The 24,365-nt window shown below is 72.3% G+C and carries 19 protein-coding genes; 8 read left to right on the top strand and 11 right to left on the bottom strand.

The genetic code is table 11. The annotated features are described in order from the left end of the window. Nucleotides 1–35: 35 nt before the first annotated feature. Entirely contained in the window at nucleotides 36–2,597 is a 2,562-nt protein-coding gene (locus ACQPW6_RS35470) for a polysaccharide lyase family 8 super-sandwich domain-containing protein (RefSeq protein WP_433893827.1), read from the bottom strand. Between the two features lie 722 nt (nucleotides 2,598–3,319). Here ACQPW6_RS35470 and ACQPW6_RS35465 point away from each other — a divergent pair. Next, nucleotides 3,320–4,498: a hypothetical protein gene (locus ACQPW6_RS35465; RefSeq protein WP_433893826.1), complete on the top strand. Its 1,179-nt coding sequence runs from the start codon at nucleotides 3,320–3,322 to the stop codon at nucleotides 4,496–4,498. Beyond that, nucleotides 4,495–5,091, top strand: coding sequence for an exonuclease domain-containing protein (locus ACQPW6_RS35460; protein WP_433893825.1), 597 nt, complete (start codon nucleotides 4,495–4,497; stop codon nucleotides 5,089–5,091). Before ACQPW6_RS35465 ends, ACQPW6_RS35460 begins: the two co-directional genes overlap by 4 nt. 57 nt (nucleotides 5,092–5,148) lie before the next feature. On the opposite strand, the gene ACQPW6_RS35455 is transcribed toward ACQPW6_RS35460, so the two are convergent. Next, nucleotides 5,149–6,081 (bottom strand): NADP-dependent oxidoreductase, encoded by a 933-nt coding sequence (locus ACQPW6_RS35455; RefSeq protein ID WP_433893824.1) that lies wholly within the window; start codon nucleotides 6,079–6,081, stop codon nucleotides 5,149–5,151. An 89-nt stretch (nucleotides 6,082–6,170) separates the two neighbouring features. Then, nucleotides 6,171–6,596 carry a MarR family winged helix-turn-helix transcriptional regulator gene (locus tag ACQPW6_RS35450; protein WP_433893823.1) on the bottom strand — a complete coding sequence of 142 codons (426 nt, stop codon included), beginning with the start codon at nucleotides 6,594–6,596 and terminating at the stop codon, nucleotides 6,171–6,173. A gap of 94 nt (nucleotides 6,597–6,690) precedes the next feature. Between ACQPW6_RS35450 and ACQPW6_RS35445 the strand changes: the two genes are divergently transcribed. Beyond that, nucleotides 6,691–7,686, top strand: a complete 996-nt coding sequence (locus ACQPW6_RS35445; RefSeq protein WP_433893822.1) for an aldo/keto reductase — start codon at nucleotides 6,691–6,693, stop codon at nucleotides 7,684–7,686. A 290-nt stretch (nucleotides 7,687–7,976) separates the two neighbouring features. Here the strand turns inward: ACQPW6_RS35445 and ACQPW6_RS35440 are convergent, their stop codons facing one another. Then, nucleotides 7,977–8,867 (bottom strand): phosphotransferase enzyme family protein, encoded by an 891-nt coding sequence (locus ACQPW6_RS35440; RefSeq protein ID WP_433893821.1) that lies wholly within the window; start codon nucleotides 8,865–8,867, stop codon nucleotides 7,977–7,979. Between the two features lie 169 nt (nucleotides 8,868–9,036). Beyond that, nucleotides 9,037–9,462, bottom strand: a complete 426-nt coding sequence (locus ACQPW6_RS35435; RefSeq protein ID WP_433893820.1) for an ATP-binding protein — start codon at nucleotides 9,460–9,462, stop codon at nucleotides 9,037–9,039. A 222-nt stretch (nucleotides 9,463–9,684) separates the two neighbouring features. On the opposite strand from ACQPW6_RS35435, the gene ACQPW6_RS35430 reads away from it, so the two are divergent. From ACQPW6_RS35430 to ACQPW6_RS35420, 3 genes are read left to right on the top strand one after another with little or no spacing between them, the layout of a single operon-like run. Further along, nucleotides 9,685–10,545 (top strand): helix-turn-helix domain-containing protein, encoded by an 861-nt coding sequence (locus ACQPW6_RS35430; RefSeq protein ID WP_433893819.1) that lies wholly within the window; start codon nucleotides 9,685–9,687, stop codon nucleotides 10,543–10,545. 4 nt (nucleotides 10,546–10,549) lie between these two features. Then, nucleotides 10,550–10,780, top strand: coding sequence for a DUF397 domain-containing protein (locus tag ACQPW6_RS35425; protein WP_433893818.1), 231 nt, complete (start codon nucleotides 10,550–10,552; stop codon nucleotides 10,778–10,780). Nucleotides 10,781–10,820: 40 nt separating this feature from the next. Then, nucleotides 10,821–11,645 carry an SAM-dependent methyltransferase gene (locus ACQPW6_RS35420; protein WP_433893817.1) on the top strand — a complete coding sequence of 275 codons (825 nt, stop codon included), beginning with the start codon at nucleotides 10,821–10,823 and terminating at the stop codon, nucleotides 11,643–11,645. Between the two features lie 124 nt (nucleotides 11,646–11,769). On the opposite strand, the gene ACQPW6_RS35415 is transcribed toward ACQPW6_RS35420, so the two are convergent. The 3 genes from ACQPW6_RS35415 to ACQPW6_RS35405 form a co-directional block, all read right to left on the bottom strand. Beyond that, nucleotides 11,770–12,810, bottom strand: coding sequence for a LacI family DNA-binding transcriptional regulator (locus ACQPW6_RS35415; RefSeq protein ID WP_433894763.1), 1,041 nt, complete (start codon nucleotides 12,808–12,810; stop codon nucleotides 11,770–11,772). 31 nt (nucleotides 12,811–12,841) lie between these two features. Continuing rightward, on the bottom strand, nucleotides 12,842–14,593 hold the full coding sequence (locus ACQPW6_RS35410; RefSeq protein WP_433893816.1) for a glycoside hydrolase family 13 protein: 1,752 nt from the start codon (nucleotides 14,591–14,593) through the stop codon (nucleotides 12,842–12,844). Nucleotides 14,594–14,689: 96 nt separating this feature from the next. Continuing rightward, a complete protein-coding gene (locus tag ACQPW6_RS35405) occupies nucleotides 14,690–16,603 on the bottom strand; it encodes a carbohydrate-binding module family 20 domain-containing protein (protein ID WP_433893815.1) in 1,914 nt (637 codons plus the stop codon). Between the two features lie 336 nt (nucleotides 16,604–16,939). On the opposite strand from ACQPW6_RS35405, the gene ACQPW6_RS35400 reads away from it, so the two are divergent. Then, a complete protein-coding gene (locus tag ACQPW6_RS35400; protein WP_433893814.1) occupies nucleotides 16,940–18,412 on the top strand; it encodes a M1 family metallopeptidase in 1,473 nt (490 codons plus the stop codon). Nucleotides 18,413–18,448: 36 nt separating this feature from the next. On the opposite strand, the gene ACQPW6_RS35395 is transcribed toward ACQPW6_RS35400, so the two are convergent. Beyond that, nucleotides 18,449–19,549 carry a hypothetical protein gene (locus ACQPW6_RS35395; protein WP_433893813.1) on the bottom strand — a complete coding sequence of 367 codons (1,101 nt, stop codon included), beginning with the start codon at nucleotides 19,547–19,549 and terminating at the stop codon, nucleotides 18,449–18,451. Nucleotides 19,550–19,675: 126 nt separating this feature from the next. Continuing rightward, nucleotides 19,676–23,032: a tetratricopeptide repeat protein gene (locus ACQPW6_RS35390; RefSeq protein WP_433893812.1), complete on the bottom strand. Its 3,357-nt coding sequence runs from the start codon at nucleotides 23,030–23,032 to the stop codon at nucleotides 19,676–19,678. Between the two features lie 588 nt (nucleotides 23,033–23,620). Between ACQPW6_RS35390 and ACQPW6_RS35385 the strand changes: the two genes are divergently transcribed. Beyond that, a complete protein-coding gene (locus tag ACQPW6_RS35385) occupies nucleotides 23,621–23,914 on the top strand; it encodes a YkvA family protein (protein ID WP_433893811.1) in 294 nt (97 codons plus the stop codon). Nucleotides 23,915–23,946: 32 nt separating this feature from the next. Here the strand turns inward: ACQPW6_RS35385 and ACQPW6_RS35380 are convergent, their stop codons facing one another. Continuing rightward, nucleotides 23,947–24,324: an SH3 domain-containing protein gene (locus ACQPW6_RS35380; protein ID WP_433893810.1), complete on the bottom strand. Its 378-nt coding sequence runs from the start codon at nucleotides 24,322–24,324 to the stop codon at nucleotides 23,947–23,949. Between the last annotated feature and the right edge of the window lie 41 nt (nucleotides 24,325–24,365).

Raw genomic sequence — 24,365 nt, 5'->3', positions numbered from 1 at the left:
GCCCGTCGGCCCCGACCCGCGAACTCCGCCCACTGTCAGTGCAGTTCGGCCCGGAAGCTGCGCCCGTACGCCTGCCGGGTGGTGACGTCGATCCGGGTCCCGCCGCGCACCCGGCTGACCCGTACGCCGTCGTCGGCCGACCGCACCCGCAGCGACTCGCCCCGCACCACGACCGAGACCCTGTCCCGTCCCATCGTCGGATCGGACACCGCGATCGTCGTCACCCGGTCCCGGCCGCCGTCGCGCAGGATCACCGACCCGGGGCCGTCGAGCGTCAGCCGGTCGGCGTGGTGGATGCCCGGGGCGAAGACGTTCGCGGCGAGCAGCCCGAGGCCGTGGTGCCGTACGGCCTGCACGGCCGTGGTGTTGACGGGCACCGACAGCGCGCCGCGGCCGTACGAGGCCAACTGCCGTTCGCTCGCGCCCGGTACGAGCGCGTAGGCCATCGACGTGTGCCGGGCGCCGGCGGGTTGCTCGACGGCGAGCGAGAAGACCTGCTTGGTGACGGCGGTGTCGGGGTTGGTCAGCCGGACGACGCGGCGGCTGCGGGTGACCGACTCCAGTGTGGCGACCGGCTGTTGGCGGTCGAGGAAGACGTATCCGATCGCGATGCCCTGTCCGGCGTCGGCGTAGCGCAGCCAGGCCGGGGCCGATCGCGGCCGGCCCGCGCCCGACCAGGGCGCCCCGTCGCGCAGCCGCCCGGTGAGGGTGACGGTGTCCTGCGGGGCGGCGATCCGCGTGTCGAGCGTCGTGGTCACCGCGCGCCCGGCTCCGTCGCCGACTCCGGCGGCCAGCACCACGATCTCGTCGTCGAGCATGAACCACGACTTGGTGGCATCCGCGTTGCGGTAGGCGACGAAGTCCGCGGGGAGGGTGCCGGCCTGCTTGGCGGCGTAGGCGACGTCGCTCGACTGGACGAACGCGGCCGTGCCGTAGGCGTCGAGGGTCGCGCCACCGGAGAACTGGTTGAGCGCGCGCGGGAAGTAGACGTAGGTGTTCTGCGAGTCCGACGACGAGGTGAAGCCGAGCGCCGGGTTGTCGTACCACTGCGTGCCGTACAGCTCGGGGATCGTCTTGCGCTCCTCCACCGGCGCGGTGACGCCGCCGAGCCGGTACGGGGAGACGGTGGTGAGGTAGTCCACGCCGAACGCCTGGGTCTGGTCCTGGCCGGAGAGGTAGAGGTAGTGCGCGCCGTCGCCCTGGAACCACGGCATCAGGTTCTCGCCGCTCATGTACTCGTAGCCGCTGATCCGTGCCGAGCTGCGGGCCAGCGCGAAGGCGTAGCCGGGGCGGCGGTGCACGGTGCGGTCCATCGCGTTGAACGCGGCGTGCTGCGCGGCCGGGCCGAGGTCCTGCGCCGGGACGGCGGTGTCCGCGAGCAGGTCGGCGTAGCGGGCGACGCTCACCGGTGAGACGAACGAGGCCGGGTTGGGCGGGGTCGGCGTGACCTGCCGCAGGTACTTGACGTAGCCGCCGAGCGCGGTGGCGTCGGCGCCGGTCGCGTAGCCGGACAGGTCGACGGTCGCCTCGATGACGACGGCGGCGTCGGCGTACCCGGTACCGGTCCGCGACACCGCGCGGCCCTTGACGCTCTCCAGCATCCAGCCCTCGAAGATCAGCGGGGCGAAGCTGTTCGCGACCCAGCCCTGGACGACGCCGACCAGGTCGTCGCCCTGCACGTAGCTGGTGCCGTCGAGGATCTTGATGGTCTGCACGACCCGGCTCAGCAGACCGGTGCCGTAGGAGCCGGTGTACGCGACCGAGGCGTGCTGGATGAAGGAGCCGTCCGCGTAGAAGCCGTCGGTGACGCCGTGTTGGAGGTGGTACGGGTCCACCGCCGCCATGACGGTGAGCTGGTCGGCGATCGCCTTGGTGATCCGGGCGTCGTCGTCCAGGACCGCGCCCTGCAGTACGCGGTTGGTGGTGATGTCGGCGAGGTTGGCACCGGTGTGGAAGCGGGAGTCCAGATCGACGTCGCCGTCCTTGCCGTTGCGGAGGTAGGCGTCCATCGCGGCGACGTAGGTGGCGGTGAGGTCGGGCTTGTAGCCGGCGATGACGTCCTTCAACAGGACCAGGGTCTTGCTGACATACGTCGATATGCCGATCTCCCAGTTGAACCAGTTGCCGTAGTACCCCTTCGACTGGTCGCCGTAGTAAGTGTCGTAGAGCGTCTGGAGGCCGTCGATCACCCGCTGCTGGGTGGGCGCGTCGTCGCGCAGGCCGGCAGTGGCGTCGCCGGGCGTGCGGGTGGCGAGGGCGATCTCGTAGAGGTACTGGAACGAGGAGGTGAGGTTGGGGTCGCTGGTGCCGAGCGCGACGCCGTGGAACAGCTCGCCGGCCCCGGCGCCGTCCATGGCGGTGAGCCGGGTGCGCGCGGTCGAGGCGATGGCGGCGACCTTGGCGGCGACGTCGGCGCGGGCGTTGGAGTCGGCGGTCCCGGCGAAGATCGCGACGGTGTTCGCGAGCAGCCGCGCCTGATCCCCGCCCCCACCCCCGTCCGACGGCGGCGCCGCCCCCCAGGCCCGCAGCGGCGCCACAGCCGCGAGCAGAGCGGACGCCGGAACGGCGGACAGCAGGACACGACGCGAGATCTGCACGGTGAACGCTCCGTTTTCCTCGACAGCAAGCGCTTACCGCATTCAAGCAACACTGCCCCCGCCTGTCACTACTCCCGGCTTCAAGCCCCACATCCCCTACAGCCCCGCGGCCACAGCGCGAGACGCAACCGGCGCTACCGCGCGGACACCGCGCGACGGGGGCGCGGCGAGCAGCCGGAGGACGCGGCGGAGTGGCGCGAGGGCGCGGGCACCGACGGACGCGCACGACAAGGGGCGCGAGGAACTGCGCGACCAGCCACAGCGGACCGGCAGCCGAGTGACGACCAACGCGGAAGCGGCGCGGGCACCGCGCCGGGACGCGCACAATCAGGGGCGCGGGGAACTGCGCCACCAGCCCAGACGGCGCCGCAGACGCAGAGAGCCCTCAGGGAAACGGCGCTGCCGCGCAGGCGCCCACCGGGCCGGGCCGGAACGGAGCGCGGGCAGCGCGTGAACGAGGCGCACAACAAGGGGCGCGGGGAACTGCGCGACAAGCCACAGCGGACCGGCAGTCGGGGCAAAGCCCTGCGGGAAGCTAGTCGCCCGCGGCGAGCTTCGCCCCGAGCAGCGCCTCTCGCAGAAGCAGCAGCTCGTCCTCGTCCGCGACGACCCCCGAAAGCAGGAGTCGGAGGCCGGGCACCGCCGCGTACCGGGGCCAGATGGCCCTGAGACTGATGGGGTGTATCGGAAGCGCTCAATCGCATTTCTCGTAGGGTGTGAGCGTGCCGGATGCTCTCTGGGGGAAGCCCGAAGTCGACGCGTTGCAGGGGCTCTTGAGGGGGCCGCACGGCCCGGCGGTGCGGGTCGACCGGTGGGAGCGGCTGGAGCCCTGGGACCTCGCCCGGGTCCGGGTGGACGGCGGTTCCGCGCTCCCGGGATCGGTCGTCGTCAAGTGGGTGCCGCACGGTGAGCGCGAGGCGCGCACCGCCTCGTGGCGGCTGAGTACCGAACTGGCCGCGCTGCGCTTCCTGGAGCAGGACATCGGCGCCGGCCTCGCCCCGCGCGTGATCGCCGCCGACGCGTCCGCCGGATTCTTCGTCCTGGAGGACCTCGCTCCCCGCGTCCCGCTCGACCAGCTGCTCCGACGGGACGGCGCGACCCCGCACGCCGACCGGCTCGCCGCGTTCGCCCGCGCCCGCGCCGCACTGAGCGCGGCCACCGCCGGGCGGGCCGAGACCTACAACGCCCGCCGGGCCGAGGCAGGACCGGACCCCTCGGTGCGGCTCGCCGCCGACTGGCAGGGGGCCATCGACCACGCCGTGGCGCTCGACGTCCCTCCGAGCGGCCAGGTCAACCGCGAACTAGCGAAAGCAGCAGCTGAGTTGGCCGCCCCCGGCCCCTTCAGCGCGCTGAGCAACCGGGACGCCGAAGCCAACAACGTCATGCTGCACGCCTCAGGCCCGGCCGACGCCCGCCTCATCGACTTCGAGTTCGCCGGCTACACCCACGCGTTGGCCGACGCCGTGTGCCTGTACGTGCCGGGGCCGGCCTGGCTGACCGTCGGCGATCCCACGATCACCGGCCTCGCCGACGCGTACCGCCGCGCCCTGGCCCTCGGCATCCCGGAAGCCGAGGACGACCGGCGGTACGGGGACGGCCTCGCCGCCGCCAGCGTGTCCTGGGCGCTGGTGCGGCTGCGCCGGTTCGCCCTGCTGGAGGGCCGCCCGCCGGGCGACCCCAGCCGGCTCCAGCTCGTCTCCACGCTGGAGGCCGCCGCGCGCACCGCCGAGACCTACCGGGCGCTGCCCCACCTCACCGGCTGGGTCCGCCGCACCGCCGCCACCCTGCGCAAGCGCTGGCCCGACGCCGACCAGGACTTCGACGACCCGGCGAGGTTCCCGCCCTACCGGGCCCGGCACGACCCCGAGCCCGCACCGAGGGGACTAACCTGCCGTGAGTGACCGACGGGCTCGCACTACTCAACGTCATTGATCTGGAAGCCACTTGCTGGACGGGAGAGCCGCCGCCCGGCGCGGTGAGCGAGATCATCGAGATCGGGCTCACCGTCCTGGACGTCGCGGACCGCCGCCGGGTGTCCCGGCATCGCGTCCTGGTCAGGCCGGTACGGTCCGAAGTCAGCGCATTCTGCACCGATTTGACCGGGCTGACGCAGGCCGAGGTGGATCAGGGCGTGGGCTTCGCCGAGGCGTGCCGGATCCTGGTCGAGGAGTACGCGGCGGCGGAACGCCCCTGGGCGAGCTGGGGTGACTACGACCGGCGGCAGTTCGTCCGGCAGTGCCGGGCCGACGGCGTCGACTACCCGCTCGGGCAGCCGCCGGAGCGCCTGCACACCAACGCCAAGGCCGTGTTCACCGAGGCGTACGGGCTGCGGAAGCGGCCCGGCATGGATCAGGCGCTGGAGATCGCCGGGCTGCCGCTGGAGGGCCGCCACCACCGCGGCGAGGACGACGCCTGGAACATCGCCGCGCTCATCCTGCACGTACTGGACCGCGGCGGCTGGCCGGACGCCCCCGAGGCCCGCCCCCACGGCTGAGGACGCCCGGCGGCGGCACGCCCCCGGCCCGCGGGGACACCGGAACACCGGAACACCTCAGGGGATCAGCACGATCTTGCCCCGCGTGTGCCGCCGGTCCAGCCGGTCGAACGCCTCCGCCACCTCGTCCAGCGGATACGTCGCCGCGATCGGGATCTCGATCTCGCCGGACGCGACCAGCCCCGCCACCTCCGCCATCACCTCACGGGTGGACGCGTCCCCGCTGCCCTCGGCCTTCGTACCGAGCTCCTTCGCCTTCGCGAACGAGATGATCGTCTCGATCCGGTCGCGCGGGATACCCAGGTCGACGGCGAGCTGCACGTACTCGGGGCCGAACAGGTCGATGAACGCGTCGATGCCGTCCGGCGCCGCGGCCGTCAGCCGGTCGGCGAGGCCGTCACCGTACGGCACCGGGGTGGCGCCGTGCTCGGTGAGCCATTCGGCGTTGGCGGGCGAGGCGATGCCCATCACGCGGGCGCCGCGGACGCGCAGCAGCTGGATGACGAACGAGCCGATGCCGCCGGCCGCCGCGGAGACGGCCACCGTGTCGCCGGGGCCCGCGGCCACCGCCCTGACGGCGGCGTAGCCGGTCGCGGCGACCATGTAGAGGCAGCCGGCCACCGGCCAGTCGATCTCCGCCGGCTTGCGGATCAACTGCCCGGCCGGCACGGCGACATGGGTGGCGTGGCTGGAGCGGCGCCAGGAGTATCCGAGCACCTCGTCGCCCACCGCGAAGTCGGTCACCCCCTCGCCGACCGCGGTGACGACACCGGCCAGGTCGCTGCCCTGCCCCGAGGGGAAGTCCGAGGACGCCCGGTCGTGGAAGGCGCCGGACCTGATCGCGCTCTCCCCCGGGTTGATGCCCGCCGCCCTGACCTCGACGACGACCTCGCCGGCGGGGGGCACGGGCATCGGCACATCGGCGACGTAGAGCACGTCGGTGCCGCCGTACTTGTCGTACCGGACGGCTCGCGCCGTGGTTGCGTTCATGCGCTGCTTCTCCTTCTGGTCTGCTGGTCCTTCTGGTCTGTTCCGGCGATCTCTTCCGGTGATCTCTTCGGGCTCGGTGGCCGCCGGGCCTACTCCGGCGGCGTCGCCCGCAGCGCCGCGAGCGCCGCGCCGAGCCGGTCGAGCTCGGCCTCGGGCAGCGGGCCGCGGAACCAGCGGGCGAGTTCCCGGTCGAAGACCGGCCCGGCCGCTGCCAGCAACTCCTCTCCCCCCGGGGTCAGTTCGACCACCGACGAGCGCCGGTCGGACGGGTTCGGCCGCCGCTCCAGGTGGCCGCGGGCCGATATCCGGTCCACGGCCTGGCTCGCGCCGCCGACGGTGATTGACAGCGCGGCGGCGATGTCGTTGACCCGGCACAGCGGGGTGCGGGCGACGACGGACATCACGTCGAGGGTGCCCATGGACAGCCCGCAGTCCTGCTGGAGCCGGGCGTCCAGCGCGTTCCACAGGTCGGTCTCGAACCGCACCAGATCGTCGAACAGGCGCCGCAGGTCCACCACGGGCCCCCTTCCGGCCTCGTCCTACATTAGCACTTACTATATTAGCGCTATACTAAACACGATCGCCGCCATCGCACCACTGGGAGCCGCCGTGACCTCCTCACCGCACGCAGACCCCGCCGACACCGGCTCCGCAGGCCCCGCCGTCCGGCGGATCGGCCTCGGCCTGGCCGCCGTGGGCCGCCCCGGCTACATCAACCTGGGCCGGGACCGCGACCTGCCGCCCGGCCGCGGGGTGGACGAGATGCGGCGCCGTACGCACGAGCTGCTCGACCTGGCCTACGCCGACGGCGTGCGTTACTTCGACGCCGCCCGCTCCTACGGCCGGGCGGAGGAGTTCCTCGCGCAGTGGCTCGACGCGGCCGACCGCCCCGGCGCGGTGGTCTCCAGCAAGTGGGGCTACACCTACACCGCCGACTGGCACGTCCAGGCCGAGGTGCACGAGGTCAAGGACCACGGCACCGCCACCTACGACCGGCAACTCGCCGAGACCCGCGCCCTGTTCGGCGACCGGCTGGACGTCTACCAGGTGCATTCGGTCACCCCTGACAGCAGCGCGCTGACCGACACCGCGCTGCACCACCGGCTCGCCGCGCTGGCCGCGGAGGGCGTCACCGTCGGGCTGACCACCAGCGGCCCGGCGCAGGGCGAGGCGATCCGGGCGGCGCTGGCCGTCACCGTGGACGGCGAGCCGCTCTTCCGCAGCGTGCAGGCCACCTGGAATCCGCTGGAGCCGTCAGCGGGTCCGGCGCTGGCCGACGCGCACCGGGACGGCCGCCGGATCGTCGTCAAGGAGGCACTCGCCAACGGCCGGCTCGCGGCGCCGGGGCCCGGGCTCGACCGGGTGCTCGGCCCGCTGGCCGAGGCCACCGGGCTGAGTTATGACGCGCTCGCGCTGGCGGCGGCGCTGGCCCAGCCCTGGGCCGGTGTCGTTCTGTCCGGCGCCGCGACCACCGGCCAGCTGGCCTCCAACCTGCTGGCCGCGACCGCCGGCCTGCCGCAGGACCGGCTCACCGCGCTGCCCGCCGAACTCGCCGAGCCGCCGGCCGACTACTGGGCGCACCGGTCCCGACTCCCCTGGAACTGACGCCGGTTGACCGCCCCCCGAGAGCCGCCGAAAGCGCCCCACCCCAAAGCGCCCGACCCGAAGTGCGGGACGACCCGAAGTGCGGGACGGCCCGCAAGCCCCCGGCCAAGAAGAGCCCCCGAACGGCCGCGGCCGGCCGCGAGTGCCCGCGACCGGCCGTGATCCGCAGAGCCCGGCGCGTTCGGCGCCAGGCCCCGGCTGCCTTCCGCGACCGAGCCGGCCCCCTGAACCGGCTCGGCCGCTCAGGCCGAACATCGGCCGGGCCCCCACAGCCCCGGCCGATCAGAGTCTCAGATGTTGACGCGCAGCCTGGTCAGCGTCCGGTAGGCCCGCTCGACCACCTCGCGGTCGCCGGCCCCCGGGCCCCAGGCGATGCCGCTGAGCGCGTCGAGCGCCGCCATGGCGTGCAGCGCCTCGGTCTCCATGGCCGTCAGGACCCGGCCGTAGCCCTCGTAGAACGCCTCCCGCAGGTCCGGGCGGTGGTCCCAGCAGCCGTATTCGAGCCGGATCATGTCCCGCACGGCGGGCGCGTACGCGGCCCGTTCGAAGTCGATCAGCGCCAACTGCCGCCGCCGGTCGTCCCACAGCGCGTTGCGCAGTTGCGCGTCGCCGTGGGTGGGGACGTGCGGCAGCGGGACCAGGGTGATCAACCGGCTGGCGAACTCCCTGATCAGCACCTCGTCGCCGCGCCGCAGGTGCGGCCGGGCGGTGGCGAGCTTGCGCTCCACCTCGCCGAGCGACGGACAGCCCGCGACGGCCGGCCGGCCGGGTGCCGCGTAGTGGAAGGACCGCAGCAGGGCGCCGAGTTGGCGGTGGACCTCGCGTTCGTCCGCCCCCCGCAGACTCCGGCCGTGCACGACCTCACCGGGCACCGGGCTGACCACGATCGCGGACAACGCCGGGTCGGCGGCCCGCAGTTGGGGTGCCCGGCCGGGGCCGAGGGCGATGGTCCACTGGGCGTAGGCGGCGACTTCTCGGGAGTGCATCTTCACCGAGGGGTGCTGCTTGAGGTACCAGCGGTCGCCCTGCCGGTTGGTGAGCCGCCAGACGCGCGAGCGGCCGGCAAGTCCCGAGCACTCCACCACCTCGGCGAGCAGGCCGACGTTGTGCTGTGCGAAGGTCCGCAGGTCCCGCGGGACGGTGAGCGGCGCGTACACGGTCTCGGTCGGGGTGCTCGTCATCGGCTGGCCTTCTCTGACGCGGTGGTCGGTGCCTGGGCGGGTAAGTCAGGCTCCGGTCTGTGCGGCCGTCGGGCCCCGGGCCTTGCTGCTGCCGCCGTGTTCCGCGGCCTTACGGGCCTGCGGCGGCCGCCGTGCGGCCGGCGCCTGCCCTGCTGTGCCCGGCCGCGCCTCACGCGGTCCCGTTCCGCACGTCGCACCACACCGTCTTGCCGCCGCCGTCCCTGGCTACTCCCCAGGTGGCGGACAGGGCCTCGACCAATACCAGTCCCCTGCCGTGCACCGCTCCGATGCCGGCCGTGCCGGGCTCGGGGACGGCGGCGCCGCCCTCGTCCCGTACCTCTATCCGCAGATGCCTGCCGATCTGCCGCACCGCGCAGCCGATGGTGGCGCTGGCCGTGTGCAGTACCGCGTTGGTGAACAGCTCGCTGACCAGCAGCAGAGCGGTCTCGCAGGTGTCCTCGTCATACCGCCGGCCCAGCAGGTGGGCGCGCACCCGGTGCCGCGCGCGGGCCACGTTCGCATGGTCCGCCCGCAGATCGAAGGTCAGATACGCGGCGGAAGGCACCCGCGGGAACCTGATGTCGGCGAGGTACACGGCTGATCCCTAGCTGTGGGGGCTGGCGCCCGGTCCTGCCCTGCTACCGGTTGACGCGGTTCGGTGGACTCAGTGAACTCAGTCACCAAGTCACTATGCTCCCGACATGCTCAGAGAGCAAGGGTGCGAGTTTGATAATTTCACGGCGATGCAGCCGAGGTGTGGATATCACCGCCGAGATGGCACACTCCTCTCCATGGATGCTGTGCGAGGAGCCGGGTGGTGACCGCGGCGCAGTCGTCGAGCGCCGCGACCGTCCGGTTGATGGTCCTGGGCAGACGGCTGCGCGACCTACGGGTGAGCGCCGGTATGTCGTTCGAGGACGCGGCGGTGGCGCTGGACGTCGCCCCGCTGACCATCCGCCGGATGGAGCTTGCCAAGGGCAAGTGGAAGCTGCCCTACGTCAAGACTCTGCTGGAGGAGTACGGGATTCCCGAGGAGGAGGCCAGGACGTTCCTGGCCCTCGCCCGGGAGGCCAACCAGCCGGGCTGGTGGCACCGGTACCGTGACGCGCTGCCGAACTGGTTCAGTGCGTATGTGAGCCTGGAGGAGGAGGCCAGCCTCATCCGGGCGTACGAGCCGCACTACGTGCCGGGCCTGCTCCAGACCAAGGAGTACGCGCAGACCGTGCTGGGCGCCGGCCTGCACAACGCGGACGAGGAACTGGCCCGCCGGGTCGCCGTCCGGATGGAGCGGCAGAAGCTGCTGACCGGCACGGAGCCGCCGGAGCTGTGGGTGGTGATGGACGAAACGGTTCTGCGCCGCCCGATGGTGCCGCCCGACGTGATGCGCGCACAGATCGACCATCTGATCGAGAAGATCGCGCAGCCGAACATCAAGCTGCAGATCATCCCGTTCGGAGTATGCGCGCACGAAGGCATGTACGGGTCGTTCCACGTCTTCCGCTTCCCGCACGAGGAGATCTCGGACATCGCCTACGTCGAGAACCTCGTCGGCGCGGTGTACCTCGACGAATACGACGACGTCACGAACTTCCAGGAGGCCCTGGACCGTATGTGTGTGATGGCCCTGCCGGTACAACGCACCGGGGATTTTCTCGGTGATATTCGCAAGGAGCTCTAGGCCCGTGAAGCACATAGACAACGCCGTCCGGGCGCTGGGGGCGGACGGCTGGCACAAACCGTGGAGCGGGAGTAACGGTGGTAGCTGTGTGGAGGTCAGGAAGCTGCCGGACGGGCGCTTCGCGGTCCGCCAGTCCACCGACCCCGAGGGGCCCGCGCTGATCTTCACGCAATTCGAGCTCGACGTCTTCTCCCAGGGCTGGGAAGAGGGCCGGGCCGTTCTGTTGGCTTCCTGACAATGTGCTGTACCGGAGGGAAATTCTTATGAATGACGACATGGCCTGGACTCACCGGACCGCCGAGCACGCGCCGCCGGAGATCGACACCAGCGTCGCCCACTCGGCACGGGTCTACGACTTCATCCTCGGCGGCAAGGACAACTACCCGCCGGACCGGGCGGCGGCCGAGAAGATGCTGGCCGGCTGGCCGAGCCTGCGGATATCGATGCGCGAGAACCGGAAGTTCATGCACCGGGCGGCCCGTTACGTCGCCAAGCAGGGCGTCGACCAGTTCCTCGACGTCGGCACCGGCATTCCCACCTCGCCGAATCTGCACGAGGTCGTCCAGGACGTGAATCCGCGGGCCCGGGTGGTCTATGTGGACAACGACCCGATCGTGCTCGCGCACGCCGGAGCGCGGCTGCATAGCAGCGCGGAGGGGCGTACCGCCTATATCCACGCCGACATGAACGAGCCGGAGGCGATCGTCGCCAATCCGGAGCTCACCGAGGTGCTCGACATGAGCCGGCCGGTGGGGCTTTCGATCATCGCGGCGATCCAGTACATCATGGACGAGCAGGAGGCGCGGGACCTGGTCAAGCGGTATCTCGCGCTGCTGCCCGCCGGCAGTTACCTGGCGCTCTCCACGGTCGTCCATGAGGACACCCCCAGGCCGGGCGCCAAGGTGCTGGCCGAATACGCCAAGCGCGGTATTCCGGTGAAGAACCGCACCAAGGCCGAGGTCGGGCCGCTCTTCGACGGTCTTGAGGTGGTCGACCCCGGCCTGACGCTGGTCCACAGCTGGCGTCCGGTGCCGGGCACCGAGGGCGAGGTGCTCGACACCGACGTGGCGATGTACGGGGGCGTGGGGTTCAAGCGCTGAGGCGCCGGCTCCCCTGACGTACGCGGCAGGACGGGGGCGGGGACGGCCGGATTCCGGCCGTCCCCGCCTCTTTCTGTCTCAAGCCGGTCCCCCCGGTCCGGGCCCCGGTCAGCCGATCAGCCGGTTACGGCGAGGCCAGCGGGGCGGCCGGTACGGCGCAGGCCGCGGTCGAGCCGCGGACCACCAGTTCCGGCAGGAAGACGAACTCGCTGTGCGGGGCGGGCGTGCCGCCGATCTCCTCCAGCAGAGCGTTGACCGCGGCCTGCCCCATCGCGGCGACCGGCTGCCGGATCGTGGTCAGCGGCGGATCGGTGAACGGGATCAGCGCCGAGTCGTCGAACCCCACCACCGACACCTGCTCGGGCACCGCCAGGCCCTGCTGCCTGGCCGCCCTGACCGCTCCCAGCGCCATCATGTCCGACGCGCAGACCACCGCCGTGCACCCGGCGCTGATCAGTGCTCCGGCCGCCGCCTGGCCGCCCTCCAGCGTGAAGAGCGAGTGCTGCACCAGGCCGGCCGCCTCGTCGGCGGGCACCCCCAGCACGTCCCGCATCGCCGCCGTGAAGCCCTCGATCTTCCGCAGCACCGGCACGAAGCGCCGCTGCCCCACCGCCAGCCCGATCCTGCGGTGTCCCAGCGACGCCAGATGCGTCACCGCCAGCCGCATCGCGCCGCGGTCGTCGAGCGACACGAACGGGGCGTCGATCCGCTCGGAGAAGCCGTTGATCAGCACGAACGGCACGCCCTGGCCCTGGAGCCTGGCATACCGGTCGGTGTCGGCGGTGGAGTCGGCGTGCAGCCCGGACACGAACAGGATCCCGGCCACCCCGCGCTCCACCAGCATCTCCACCAGCTCGTCCTCCGACGAACCGCCGGGAGTCTGGGTGGCGAGCACGGGGGTGAAGCCCTGCCGGGTCAGCGCCTGGCCGATGACCTGCGCGAACGCCGGGAAGATCGGGTTCTCCAGCTCCGGGGTGATCAGCCCGACCAGCCCGGCGCTGCGCTGCCGCAGCCGCACCGGGCGCTCGTAGCCCAGCAGGTCGAGCGCGGCGAGCACCGACTCGCGGGTGGCCGCCGAGACCCCGGCCTTGCCGTTGAGCACCCGGCTGACCGTCGCCTCGCTGACCCCCGCCTGAGCCGCGATGTCGGCGAGCCGCGCGGTCACACCACCGGAGCCCAGCGGACGGAAGGCCACCTCAGACCGCCCACCAGACGGCGGTGTCGGCAGCGATCGTGTCCCCCATGGTGAAGCTCCCCTCGACGCGGTGTCCGCCGGACACCGCGCTCACCGCCGCGTCACTGCGAAGCAGCATACGTCCTGGCACCGACAGCGCCGCCGGAGCGCCGGTCAGGTTGACCGCGCACACCACGCCGCTGCCGTCGGCGGCGTCCCGCCGGAAGGCGAGTACGCCGTCGGGTGCGTCCAGCCAGGTCACGGCGGTGCCGGCGCCGAGCGCGGGGTGGGAGCGGCGCAGCGCGAGCGCGGCCCGGTACAGCTCCAGGGTCGACGCCGGGTCGCCGGTCTGCGCCTCGACGCTCAGCCCGGCCCACTGCGAAGGCTGCGGCAGCCAGCTCGGGCCGCCGGGCCGGGGCCCGAAGCCGTAGGGCGGCTCGGTACCCGACCAGGGGATCGGCACCCGGCAGCCGTCGCGGAACCCGTCCTGGCCCGAGGCGCGGAAGAAGGACGGGTCCTGCCGCACCTCGTCCGGCAGGTCCGTGACGTCCGGCAGGCCCAGCTCCTCACCCTGGTACAGGTACGCGGAGCCGGGCAGCGCCAGCATCAGCAGCGTGGCCGCCCGCGCCCGGCGCAGACCCAGCTCCCGGTCGCCCGCCTCACGCAACTGGGTGCCCGCGCCCGGCGGGTTGCCGAACCTCGTCGCGTGCCGGGTCACGTCGTGGTTGGAGAGGACCCAGGTCGCCGGTGCCCCGACCGCGCCCATCGCCCGCAGCGACCTGTCCACCACCGCGCGCAGCTCCCCGGCGTCCCAAGGAGTCGTCAGGTACTCGAAGTTGAACGCCTGGTGCAGCTCGTCGGGGCGCAGGTAGCGGGCCGCCCGATCGATCGTCGGCGTCCACGCCTCGGCCACCGCGATCCGGTCGCCGGGGTACTCGTCGAGCACCCGGCGCCAGTCGCGGTAGACCTCGTGCACGCCGTCCTGGTCGAAGTACGGCATCGGCGCGGTGCCGAGCAGCGCGAGCTGTTCGCTGTGGCCGATGTCGGGCAGCCCGTCGGCCTTGACCAGGCCGTGCGCCACGTCCACCCGGAAGCCGTCGATCCCCAGGTCGAGCCAGAAGCGCAGCACCGAGCGGAACTCGTCGTGCACCGCCCGGTGCTCCCAGTTGAAGTCCGGCTGCTCGGGCGCGAACAGGTGCAGGTACCACTCCCCCGCCGTGCCGTCCGGGCCGACCGTACGGGTCCAGGCCGGACCGCCGAAGATCGACTCCCAGTCGTTCGGCGGCAGTTCACCGTGCTCGCCGCGGCCCGGCCGGAAGTGGAAGCGTTCCCGCAGTGGCGAGCCCGGGCCCTCCCGAAGGGCCTGCTTGAACCACTCGTGCTGGTCAGAGCAGTGGTTGGGGACCACGTCCACGATCACCCGCAGGCCGAGCGCGTGCGCCTCGCGCACCAGGTCGTCGGCGTCGGTGAGGGTGCCGAACATCGGATCGACGGCCCGGTAGTCCGTCACGTCGTAGCCCGCGTCGGCCTGCGGGGACGCGTAGAAGGGGGACAGCCACACCGCGTCCACACCCAGGTCCCGCAGGTAGGGCAGCCGGACGGTGATCCCCGGCAGGTCGCCCATCCCGTCGCCGTTCCCGTCGGCGAAACTGCGCGGGTAGACCTGGTAGATCACCGCCTCCCGCCACCAGTCCGCGCGGATCTCGCTCTCCGCGCGGACTCCCTCCTCGGTGCGAGCGGCGGATTCAGGCGCCTCGGAGAGGTGCTGGCTCATGGAGCGGATTCCCTTCAGCCCTTGGTACCGCCGGCTCTGACCCTGCAATACTTTGCGAAGAATACTGCAAGGGTGCTGGTGAACGGGCTCCTACGGCTACTTCCAGGTGTCGTTGAGCGTCACCCCGCCGGCCCCGCTGTTGGCGGTGCGGTTGCCGCCGGACTCCCAGGTGACGTTCCCCGCGCCGTCCTTGAGGATGTACTTGTACTCGAAGTAGGTGTTCGACGGCAGGTTCACGGTGCCCGACCAGGCCGACTGCCCCGAAAGGCTCAACGGGATCGCCGAGCCGGTGTTCCAGTTCGCCAGTGCCGGGATCGAGCCGACCAGGTAGACGCGCTGGCCCGACGGCGCCGCCTTCGCCTCGTGGAAGCTGCCGGTGACGGTGCCGGGCGGGTTGGTGGGCGGTGTCGTCGTGCCGCTGCCGGTGGCTCCGGCACGCAGGGCGACGGAATCGTGCGCGGCCACCGTCACGGCGGCGTTGCCGGCCGCGTCCACGGTGACGGCCGGACCGCCGCAGGAGCCGGCGGCCGGGTCGCCGTGGATCACGTCGCAGTAGCTGCCGGCCGGCAGGCCGGTGGCGAAGGTCTGGGTGACGGCGCTGCCGCTGTTGTTGATCGAGATCCACGCCTTGCCGCCGCGGCTGAAGGCGATGGCGTTGTTGCCGTTGTCCCACCAGTTGGCGACCTGCTGGCCCTGGGCGGCGTTGTGCCAGCCGACCATGTTCGCCACGCCGCGGTCCCGGTCGGTGCAGATCCAGGCTCCGGAGGAGCAGTTGGTGTCGGTGACCACGCCGTTGGAGCCGGCCGGCGGGGAGTCGTCGGAGTTGTTGAAGGCGAAGCCGGAGTAGACCGACGGGGTGCCGTAGCCCCACGCGAGCATGAACTCGGTGGCCAGCGTGTACTGCGTGCCGGCCTTGTAGTTCAGGGTGCTGCCGTCCCGCTCGGTGTCGTGGTTGGTGACCATGGAGCCGTCCTTGTTGCTCGGCTCAAGGCCCCAACTCTGGCCGAACGTCCTGAGGTTGGCGATGTTGCCCTGGAACTGGCCCTTCAGCGCGTCGGCGTAGTCGAAGCCGATGACGCTGCCGTTGCTCTCGAAGGCCGCGGGCGCCAGGTTGCCGCCGCTGCCGGGGAACACCTCCTGGAGCACGAACGGGCGCCCGCCCCACTGGGTGTCGGTCAGCCGGGACTCGATGTTTGCCATGTCCGCCTGGTTGATGTGCTTGGCGGAGTCCACCCGGAAGCCGTCGACGCCGTAGCCGATCAGCTTGTTGAGGTAGCCGGCGATCTTGCCGCGTACGTTGTCGCTCTCGGTCTTGAGGTCGGCCAGGTTCGACAGGTCGCACTCCTGCACCTGCTGCTGGCTGTTCCAGTCGTTGATCGCCATCCCGGAGTTGGGGCAGTCGGCCGGGTAGGTGTGGAAGTCGGCCGGGCCGTACGGGACGGCGGCGTAGTTCTTCGCGGTGACGTTGAAGCTGTCGCCGCCGTAGGAGTCGGTGCTCGGCTGGTCGTTGCCCGACATGTGGTTGATCACGGCGTCGGCGTAGACCTTGACCCCGGCGCTGTGGCAGGCCGTCACCATCGCCTTGAACTGGGCCTCGTCGCCCATCCGGCTGTTGAGGTCGTAGCCGACCGGCTGGTAGACGTCCCACCAGGGGTGGCTGCCGCCGGCCAGCCGGATGGAGTCCTGCGGCGGCGAGACCTGGACGGCGCCGTAGCCCTTCGGGCCGAGCACACCGGTGCACTCGGTGCCGACGGACTTCCAGTTCCACTCGAAGAGGTTGGCGATCACGTCGCCGCCGTTGGCGGAGCCGGCGTGGGCGGTGCCGGCGTGGGCGGTACCGCCCAGGGTGAACGGCAGCACCGCGCCGGCGACGAGCGTGGCGGCGACGACGAGGCCGCCCGGCCGGATCCGGCGGAACGGACCTGGCCGCCCCGCGGGGCGGGAGCCCCGGGAGCGGCGGGACGGGTGCGGCGGCTGGTCGCCGGCCGGCGGCGGGTTGGGGGGAAGCATCGTGGCGACTCCTGATGTGACTGGTGGGGGGTGGAGCGACAACAGGACAGACGGCAGCACCGCGGGACGGCCGGACCACCCACGCCTGGGATCCGGCCCCGGTCACCGCGTTCGCGGCATCGGTGCGCGCACCGACCTTCCTCCCCGCCGCGCGCGAGCGTCAAGGGCTCCGCAACGCCTTTCACCTCCTTGCGCAAAGTTGGCGGCCGGTCCGTGCGATGAGATGCTCACTCTGGGATGCTCCCCGCCGCACGCTGGGTAGAACGCAGGGGACGTATCCCGCACAGCCTCGGCCCGGACGCACGGCGGCCGCCACGAAGCTACGGAGAGGATCCGATGACCAACCGACTTCGCGCCCTGATCGGCGTAGCCGCCCTGCTGGCCGTCGCCGCGGTCACCGCCTCGGGACCGGCGGACGCGACCCCCGTGGACCTCTCCGCCTTCGGGGTGCGCGGCTCCGCCGCTGCCCATGGGCCCGCGACCGGCCACGCGCCCGCGTCGACGCACCGGACGCCCCCGGCCCCCGGGCCGGCCGCCGCCGCGGCCCTCGACCCGTCGCGTACACCGGCCGCGCCCTCGTACACCGTCAGCCTCACCAGCAATACCAGTGGCTCCAGTTGGACCGGGCACGAGAGCGCCGCCTTCACCAACGCCTCCGCCACCCCGCTGACCGAGGTCTACCTGCGGCTGTGGGACAACTACCACGGCAGCTGCCCGACCACCCCGATCACCGTCAGCCATGTCACCGGCGGCACCGCGTCCGCGCTGTCGGTCGGCTGCACCGCGCTCAGGATCGCGCTGCCTGCGCCGCTGGCTCAGGGCCAGAGCGGCACGGTCGGCTTCGACGTGGCCATCACGGTGCCGAGCGGCGCCGACCGGTTCGGCCGGGACGGGAAGTTCACCATGATCGGCAACGCGCTGCCGGTCCTCGCGGTCAAGGACGGCGCCGGCTGGCACCTGGACCCGTACACGGACAACGGCGAGTCGTTCTACTCGCTGGCCGCCGACTACTCGGTGACCCTCGACCACCCCACCGCGCTGTCGGTGCCCGCCACCGGTACCTCGGTGGACACCCCGGGAACCGCGGGACGCACGGTGACCCGAGCGACGGCCGCAAAAGTGCGCGACTTCGCCTGGGCCGCGGGCCCGTTCAGCAAGGTCTCCGGCACCTCGCCGTCCGGCGTCAAGGTCAACGTCTACGCGGTGAGCGGCATCAGCGCCGCCGACTCCCGCTCGATGCTGAACGTCTCCGAGTCCGCGATCGACGCGCACGCCGGACGGTTCGGCGGCTACCCGTACGGCGAGGTGGACGCGGTGCTGGACAACGACTTCTGGTTCGGCGGGATGGAGTACCCCGGCTTCGTGCTCGACCTGGTCGACTCCAACGCGCTGACCCACGAGCTCGGCCACCAGTGGTGGTACGGGATCGTCGGCGACGACGAGTACAACAGCCCCTGGCTGGACGAGGCGTTCGCCGACTACTCCACCGACCTCGCCGAGGGCAAGACCGGCAACGGCTGCTGGAACAGCGTCTCCTGGGCCTCGTCGGCCGAGAAGATCACCGACTCGATGGCCTACTGGGACGCCCACCCCAACCGCTACTCGACCGTCGTCTACGGCTACGGCAAGTGCGCGCTGCACGACCTGCGGCGGCTGATCGGCGACACCGCCATGACCGGACTGCTGCGCGGCTACGCCCAGTCGCACTGGTACGGGGTCTCCACCACCGCCGAGTTCAAGGCGGCGGCGCAGGCCGCGACGCCCGTCGACCTCACGTCGTTCTGGGCGCAGCACCGGATCGACGGCTGACCGCGCCCGTGGCAGCCGCTGGAGGAAGTTCGCGGCTCAGTGCGGGTGGCGGGCGGTGACCCGGCCCCGCGCGTCCGCGTCCAGCGAGGCGGAGTCCTGGCCGTCGGAGACGGTGACCCGGATCAGCATCCCGCCGGTCCGGCCGCCGTCGCCGATGTCGATGTGCCACCCGCCGGGGTCCTGCAGGCCGAGCCCGGTCCGGGCATCCCTGACCAGGCCGGGCAGTTGCTCGTACGGCACCGTCCGCAGGTCGATCGGCGGCTCGGCGGGCGTCTCGCCGGCCGGCACCCCGTCGGCCGACATGCGGTGCTCCTCGATGCGGAACGTGACGACGCTGGAGGTGCCCGCGGCCTTGATCATCGAGTTCGCGGTGGTGCGCATCAGGCCGTTCTCCAGCAGCGAGCCGCTGGTCGTCGCGACCGTCGAACTCGTCGAACTGGTGGAACTCGTCGAGCCGGGCGCGCCGGCCGACGGGGGCCGGTGGGCGGCGGTCCCGTCGTCGTCCTTGAAGAGGTCTCCCCGGAACAGCACGATGACGACCGCCGCGCCGAGCAGGATCCCGAGGAAGCCGAGCAGGCAGTAGGAGCCGGTGCGGCTGGTGTCCTCGGCCAGCGTGGAGGGCGGCGCCGAGTCGATCGACGCCACCGCCGCCCGGCGCTCCCACTCCGGATCCGGACTGGTGACGATCCTGACGGACCACGGCTTGTCGGCGGGGTACTCGACCACCACGACCCGGCGCTCCTGGTAGGCGGGGATGTCCACCAGGTTGATCGGCTGGGTGAACTCCACCCGGTAGGCGGGCTGTCCGTCCGGCGCCACGGTCAGGTCGAAGCGGATCGGCACGTCCGCCATCTCGCCGTCGGTGGCCCGCCGGCTCTCGATCATCGCCAGCGCCCGCACCTTCTCCGCCGCCGGCGGCTTCGGGTTGTGCCGCCGGTCCCACCGCGAACTCAGCGTCAGCACCACGACCAGCAGGACGAAGACCCCGCCGGCGCCGCCGCCCAGAGCGGCGTTCCTCACCACGATCCCGACGACGACCCCCGCGATGATCGCGCCGGCCACGGCGCCGACCACGAGGCTGCGGATCATGGCCGCCGGACCGGTATCGGTCTCCGGTGGCTTCTCGGTGATCGTCACGAAGGGGAATTGTGCCGCGAACAGCCGCCGCCCGAAAGCCTTTCGGGCGACGGCAGGGTGTCATCGCGGTGAACTCCGGTCCGGTGGAAGGCCGGTGCCGGCCGGGGCCGACACGACCGGGCGGGGTCAGCCGGTGGCCGCCACCGGGTCCGCCGCGGCCTCGCACACGGCCAGCCCCGCGGCGATCTCCTCGTGGTCAGCCCCGGGCAGTGCGTCGGCCCGCAGGTAGTCGGCGCGGGCGGCGGCCCAGTCGCCCGCGTGCTGGTGGACGAAGGCGCGGTTGAAGAGCAGGTCGGGGTCGTCGCCGGTGATGTCGAGCGCCCGGTCCAGGTCGCCGATCGCCTCGGCGAGCCGGCCCGCCTCGAAGTGCAGGACGGCCCGGTTGGCCAGCACGGCGGAGCGCAGCGGGTCGGCGGCCAGCGCCGCGTCGAAGTCGGCCCGTGCCGCCCGCGACTCGCCCTGTTCCATGGCGATCAGGCCGCGCGCGCAGAGCAGGTCCGCGTCGCCAGGGTGCAACCGCAGTCCCTCGGCGAGCAGTTCGGCGGCCTCCGCGACCTCCCCCGCGTCGGTCAGCAGCGACACCAGGTTGACCCGGGCGGCCAGGTAGTCGGGTTCGAGGTCGAGTACGTAGCGCAGATCGGTCAGCGCCCCGTCCGGATCGCCCGCGGCGCGCCGGGCGTCGGCCCGGTTGTAGTACAGCTCGTGGATGGGCGGGGTCAGGGTGGCGGCTCGGTCGTAGTCGGCGAGCGCGGCAGCGGCGTCGCCGCGGCGCAGGTGCAACGCGGCCCGGTCGCAGTGGTATTCGGGGAAGTAGGGGTCGACGGCGATCACCGCGTCGAAATCGGCGAGCGCGTCATCGAGCCGGCCGAGGCCGGTGTTCACCTGGGCGCGGTTGTGCAGCAGCACCGAGCGGTGCAACGCCCGCGCGTCCGGGCCGAGTTCGGCGTCGAGCCGGGCCATGCCCTCGGTGACCAGCCGCAGCGCCTCCTCCAGGTTGCCCTCCCGCAGTTCGATCAGCGCGAGGCCGTTCTGCTGGAAGACGGTGTGGAAGGCGCGCTCTTCCGGGTCGGGCAGCTGGGAGGCGATGGCTATCGCGTTGTTGACGTACTCCCTGGCCACCTTGACGTCCTGCAGCTCCTTGGGGTGGCTGCGGGTGTAGAGCATGGACAGGGCGTAGCTGGAGACCATGTGGACGACCGGGTCGATGAACCGCACGCGCTGCTCGCGGTAGATCACCTCGGCCTCGTCGGTGCGGCCGAGCGCGCCGAGCGCCTGGGCGGTCTTGCCGCTGGCCACCAGGAACAGCCGCTCCTGCGCCCGCGGGTCGAACGCGGCCCTGCCCTGCCGGCCGAGTTCGACGGTGGCCTCGTAGTAGCCCATCCGCAGGCAGTAGTCGGCCGCCTTCATCAGCGCGCGGCCCTCGTCGTCGGTCGGCGGCCCCGCCAGCGAGCGGTGGTAGGGGATCGCGCCGAGCCGCAGCGTCCCGTGCTCGTCCTTCTCCGACTCCTCCAGCTCCAGCGCGCGGGCCCGGTGCAGCTCGGCGCGGGCCGCCGGGTCGGCGGCCTGGTGGGCGGCGCGCTCCGCCGGGTCGTCGCTGGTTCCGTCGCTCGCGACGAAGGCCCGCAGGAGGTCCAGCCGGTCGCGCGGGTCGGACTCAGGTGCGGCGGGCGGCAGTTGGGTGCGGCTCGCGTACCGCTCCAATGCGGCGGTCTGCTCGGCGGGCAGCTCTGCGGCCTCCCCGGTGCCGACGACCAGGGTCAGCACCTCGGGCCTGGCCCGGCGCAGCAGGATCGTCAGGAACTCCTGGTCGGTCGGGTCTGCCGCGTCCAGGTCGTCGAAGAACAGCGTCTGCCGGCCGCCGCCGGCCGCTTTCGCCTGCTCGGCCCATGAGTTGAGGAACTCGGTGATGCCGTGGGCGATGCGGCGGGTGCGCAGCGGCGAGTAGTAGCGGGTGCGTTCCTCGGGTGACGCGAGCGAGGTGAGCGTCTGCGGCGGGGTGTCCACGACGTCCCGCAACTCCGGTGCCACCGACAGGATCTCGATGGCGTGCCGGGAGATCAGCCCGGCGCCGGCGGCCGGTACGGCGGGCACGATCGTCCGCAGCAGGTTGCCCGCCCCGGTGTACGGCCCGCGCAGCCGCCGGTGGCAGGCGACGGTGGTCAGCCGCCCGCCCGGCAGCGCGGCGGCGGCGCTCGCGCGTGCGCCGCGGTCGGGGCCGCTGAGCCAGATGTGCGGGGCGGCGGCGGAGGCCGTCGCGGTCGGGGAGGCGGGCTCGGCCGTCGCGGTCGGCAGGGCGGGGTCGGTCATGCGGCGTTCCTCTCGGTGGGCGTTCTTCCCTGACGGCAGGAGGAACGGCAGGGCGAATTGCGCGACGATCACGGTGGCCGAACCGGCCGAGTCCCAGAACCGGAAGCCGGCGCCGCCGCCGCTCAGCCCGGTGGCCATCCGGCGGCCGAACTCCACCAGCGCCGGGATGATGGCCAGCCCCGCCCAGCCGATCAGCAGGGCGACACCCGCGGCCATCGCGGGCGCGTACCAGCGGGCCACCGCCCGGTCCCGCGGCGACCAGGAGTCCTCGGCGGCGGCCGGCGGCCGCACCCGGGGCAGCAGCCGGCTCGCCCGGCGGCGCAGCCGGGCGACCGCCGCCTCGTGCAGGTCGGTGCAGCCCAGCACGCTGCTCACCATGTAGTAGAGGTCGGTGCGCAGGAAGAAGAAGAACTGCCAGGCGATCCTGAACAGGGTGGGGAAGGCGAAGGCCAGCGCCACCCGGCCGGCCGGTCCCATCCCGCCGCCGGCCGCGTCGGCCGCAGCCGCCGCGGTCAGGGCGCAGAAGAGCAGCGTGTCGGCGACGACTCCCGCGGCGAACGGCAGGTACCGGCGGCGGCTCGGCACCCCCAGCAGCCCGTCGAGGTGGGTCTCCAGCACCAGGAAGTACATCCGGCGGCCGACGGTCATCCGGGAGCCGATGCCGAGCCGCCGGGCGGCCAGTACGTGGAACGACTCGTGCCAGAGCAGTCCGGGTATCTGGCCGAGCAGCAGCACGAGTTGGGTCAGCAGCAGCGAGTCGGCGAGGAAGATCGCGTGCGGGTGCGGCCGGCTCAGCGGTTCGCGCACCATGGCCAGCACCCCGGCGGCGGTGACCGCCGCGAAGAGCAGCCAGGCCGGCGGCGAGAACAGCCGGCGGCCGAGCCGCTGCCAGCGCACCGGGGCGCGCCGGGCGGCCGGCGCGGCGCCGTCGGCGCGGACGAAGCCGCACTCGTCCAGGGTGGCGAGGAAGTCCTCGATGTCCACCGCTTCGCCGTACTCGGCGCGATACCAGCCGGCGGCCTCGGCGGCGTCCATTCCGCCGATCATCCGGCGGAGCAGTTCGGCGCCGTCGGCAGGGAGGGTGACATAGGACTCGGTGTCGGGCCGGCCTACGGTCACTTCGCCGTGCTCGGCCACGAAGGTGAGTTCGTGGAACTCCGGGCGGGATGCCGTCATCACGCGTCTCCCGAAAGTGCCCTGGCCGGTTTGCTGCGGAATTGCCGGCCGGGCGGGGGCGAACCCGCGCGGACCGGCTCGTGCGCGGGGCGGCACCCGCACACGAGCCGGGTGGATCCCAGGATCAGCAGAACGGCCAGGTCCCGTACAAGGACGAGGCGGACGTGAGCTTGACGGGACCGTTCTTGCGGACAGTGATCTTCTTCATGACATCACCTCCTCGGCGGTTGGCCGCCAGCATAAAGAGGCGTTCCCGGAATCGCCACGGGCCCTTAAATCGCCCCGTTCGGAGGTGATGAGTTTCCTTAATTCCCGTTCCGCGAGCCCGCAGAACGGCAAGAGCCGTGGCCGGCGGCTTTCACCGCCGCGGCCCGGAACGAGGGAAATCCGTGCGGCGGCCGTGCGGCGGGAACTTATTTACCGTTCCGCGCGGCTAAATTTACCGATATTAAAACCGGTCGGCCGCGGGCTGCACGAGGCCCGGATCACGGGGCATACGTCTCCACAGGGCCCCGGGGCGCCAGGCGGGCGGACGGGCGGCGGACGGTCTGCCCGGCGGGGTTACGGACGAGGAGAGGGTGAAGGCCGATGGACAGCAAGTGGATGCCGTGGCTCGCGGTCGCCGCGGTGCTCGCGGCCGTCACCGTGGTCATCGCGATCAGACTGGTCGTCAAGCTGGTGCGGGCCCGGCGGCTGCTGGGCGACTCGGGCATCCCGTTCTCCAGCAAGGCGATGTTCTGGGCCTCGATCGCGTATCTGATCTGGCCGGTGGACCTGCTGCCCGATCCCGTCTACCTGGACGACATCGGGTTCCTGATGCTGGCGCTGCGCTCCCTGCACAAGGCGGCGTCCAGAGCCGGCGCCGACCGGCGCGAGCTCTGAACGGCCGCCTCACGCAGGGCAGTTGCCGAGGGTCAGCAGTACGGCACGTACGACAGGTTCTGGACGTAGCGGGCGGCGACGTAGCCGGGGCGGCCGTTGCCGAGCAGGTACCAGAGCTTGTTGCCGTCCACGTTCTGGCCGACGACCTTGCAGTGCAGGCGGATGACCGTGCCCGGCTTGAAGCTGCCGAGGTAGCGGGAGCTGGTGGTCGGCTTCTGCCGGATGCTCAGCGGCAGCCGCGCGACGACCCGGCCCGTGGGCTCCGCGGCCTTGGTGGTCTGTGCGACCGCGCCCTTTCCGGTGGCATCGGCGGCCACGGCCGGGGACGTGGTCGCCAGGACGCCGGTGCCGGCGATCACCAGACCGACCAGGGCGCCGGTGATCCGCCGACGGGCATGGCTTGCGTACATTGCTGCCTTCTTTCGCTGGGGTGCCGATCCGTGTGCCCCTC

Origin of the sequence: Streptomyces sp. CA-111067, from assembly GCF_050956065.1 — a bacterium.
In the GTDB taxonomy this organism is placed as follows: Bacteria; Actinomycetota; Actinomycetes; order Streptomycetales; family Streptomycetaceae; genus Actinacidiphila.
The sequence above is the reverse complement of the archived record's forward strand: the minus strand, read 5'-3'. Positions and strand labels throughout refer to the sequence as shown.

Bases quoted from the DNA above. Each gene is read 5' to 3' on its own strand.
- ACQPW6_RS35455 (WP_433893824.1), bottom strand. From the start codon at position 6,081: ATGAACGCAACCACGGCGCGAGCCGTCCGGTACGACAAGTACGGCGGC.
- ACQPW6_RS35440 (WP_433893821.1), bottom strand. From the start codon at position 8,867: ATGACGAGCACCCCGACCGAGACCGTGTACGCGCCGCTCACCGTCCCG.
- ACQPW6_RS35420 (WP_433893817.1), top strand. From the start codon at position 10,821: ATGGCCTGGACTCACCGGACCGCCGAGCACGCGCCGCCGGAGATCGAC.
- ACQPW6_RS35410 (WP_433893816.1), bottom strand. From the start codon at position 14,593: ATGAGCCAGCACCTCTCCGAGGCGCCTGAATCCGCCGCTCGCACCGAG.
- ACQPW6_RS35405 (WP_433893815.1), bottom strand. From the start codon at position 16,603: ATGCTTCCCCCCAACCCGCCGCCGGCCGGCGACCAGCCGCCGCACCCG.
- ACQPW6_RS35400 (WP_433893814.1), top strand. From the start codon at position 16,940: ATGACCAACCGACTTCGCGCCCTGATCGGCGTAGCCGCCCTGCTGGCC.
- ACQPW6_RS35390 (WP_433893812.1), bottom strand. From the start codon at position 23,032: ATGACGGCATCCCGCCCGGAGTTCCACGAACTCACCTTCGTGGCCGAG.
- ACQPW6_RS35385 (WP_433893811.1), top strand. From the start codon at position 23,621: ATGGACAGCAAGTGGATGCCGTGGCTCGCGGTCGCCGCGGTGCTCGCG.
- ACQPW6_RS35380 (WP_433893810.1), bottom strand. From the start codon at position 24,324: ATGTACGCAAGCCATGCCCGTCGGCGGATCACCGGCGCCCTGGTCGGT.